General features: G+C 30.0%; 1 protein-coding gene. It reads right to left on the reverse strand.

The genetic code is table 11. The features are described from left to right. Positions 1-243 precede the first annotated feature (243 nt). On the reverse strand, positions 244-2,244 hold the full coding sequence (locus FGK85_RS14975; RefSeq protein WP_138207942.1) for a sigma 54-interacting transcriptional regulator: 2,001 nt from the start codon (positions 2,242-2,244) through the stop codon (positions 244-246). Between the last annotated feature and the right edge of the window lie 44 nt (positions 2,245-2,288).

Genomic DNA, 2,288 nt, shown 5'->3' on the forward strand with positions numbered 1-2,288 from the left:
TTTTTTTTTAAATGACAGGGCCCCCACCGAGATCTACACAGATTAGATCGTCGGCAGCGTCAGATGTATATAAGAGACATTTTATATATTTAGTCTGGCTACCGCCAATAAAAGATTTTAGTTAAGTCCAAAAAGATAGCTAACATAATTTCACGTTGTGAAATTATGTTAGCTATCTTTTACTAGCCCCCTAGCCCCCTAGCCCCCTAGTCCACTGAAAATTGTGACAACGTCACAATTTTCTTATGTAATGCCGTATTTTTTGCATTTTAGTGATACAGTTCTGTGAGTGATGCCTAAGGCTTTTCCAGCCTTATTAAAGCTTTTATATTTTTGCATAGCTATTTTAATAATTTCTTTTTCATATTCCTCTAAAGGTAGTAGTTCACCATCTACTAGATTGATAAGATTTTCATCTTTATTATCCATACTTCTAATATGGAAGGGTAGGTCCTTTAAAGTTATTAAATTTCCGTCACACATGTTCATCGCTCTTTCAATTATGTTTTCCAGTTCTCTTATATTGCCAGGCCAATGATATTTTTCTAGGTATATAATACAGTCGTTGGTTATGCCTTTTATATTTTTATTAAGCTTAGTATTTAATTTTTGTATAAAATGTTCCACCAAAAGACTTATATCTTCTTTTCGTTCCCTAAGAGGGGGCAGGGTTATGTTAATAACATTTAGTCTGTAATATAGATCTTCTCTGAATTGACCGTTTTTTATCATGGTTTCTAAATCCCTATTGGTGGCAGCTATAATCCTTACATCTACCTTTTGAGTTTTTAATCCTCCAACACTTTCAAATTCCATGTCTTGAAGTACTCTAAGGAGTTTTGCCTGCATACTTATGGGCATATCTCCTATTTCATCTAAAAAGATTGTACCCTTATCTGCTAAATTAAATTTGCCAGGTTTACTATTAGTTGCTCCAGTAAAAGCACCTTTTTCATATCCAAAAAGCTCACTTTCTAAAAGATTTTCAGGAATAGCGGCACAATTTACTCTTACTAAAGTATTGTTTTTTCTTGGACTGTTATAATGAATAGCTTTGGCTATAAGTTCTTTTCCAGTTCCGCTTTCTCCCCTTATTAAAACTGTAGAAGTAGAATCAGAGGCCTTTTGAGCAATATATAACACTTCACGTAAAGAACCACTGTTACCGATTATTTCTTTAAAGGAGAAATTTAGTAGGGAGTGTCTTCTTATTTCATCTCTATAATAATTAAGTTCTTCCTGAGAACGCTCTAGCTTACTAACTAATTCCTTCATTTCATTAATAGGCTTTGATATGGAGATTATACCTTTAAACTTATCATCAATAAATATAGGTTCTATAGTTGAAACTATCTCTTGATTATCTTTTCTATGAAAAAACTTTTCTAATTTTTCTTTTGTATTAAAAACTTTTATTCGTAATCCATTAGGAGATATATCCATTAAGTCCATGCCTAGAATGAAATTCTTATTTATGTTAAAATGTTTTTCATAAGCAGGATTTAAATAACTAATCTTTCTATGTTCATCTACGAAACAAATTAAATCGTGAGATGCTTCTAATATTTTTATGAATTTCTCATTTAACTCTTGTATACCTATGACTTCTGATATATCTTGAAATACACTAATGGCACCTAATATTTCATTATTCTTACCTAAAATTGGAGCTCTATTGCTTATAGTAATATTATTATTTATATGCTGAATTTGACCTATTTGATGAATTCTATCTTTAAGTACTGATGGAAGTTCTGATGTAGGAATTATGTCTTTTATGTACTTACCATACACCTTTTTTTCAGAACTATCTATTAAATTTAATGCATATTCATTTATCTTAACTATGTGACAGTTTGAATCTATAACTATTATTCCTACAGGTATATTATCTATGATTTGTTCATTTGCTATGGTGTTTTCTTCTATAATAGCATCTAGTTTAGACATAGTATTATTTGAATTCAATTCAAAATTTATAAAGTTAAACATTTCATTTACGGCCTGGTAGGCAGTTTCAGAATCCTCATTACAAGATATTTCGATAGTTTCACCCTTTTGTATTTTTAAGGAAAGGAGGGCTAACATACTTATAGCAAAGGGTTCTGATGAAGAATTACTTTTTTTTATAAAAAGATTTATATTGTATTTAGATTTTAATTCTGAGGTTTTTAATACAATAGAGGCAGCTATTCTAGTGTGAATTCCTTCATTTATATTTACTACCAAAGTTTTTTTATACAATTTATAAGTCTCCTTTCGTAGAATTAGGTTTAAAAATAATAATT

This window comes from Haloimpatiens lingqiaonensis (genome assembly GCF_901447495.1).
GTDB classification, from domain to species: Bacteria; Bacillota; Clostridia; order Clostridiales; family Clostridiaceae; genus Haloimpatiens; species Haloimpatiens lingqiaonensis.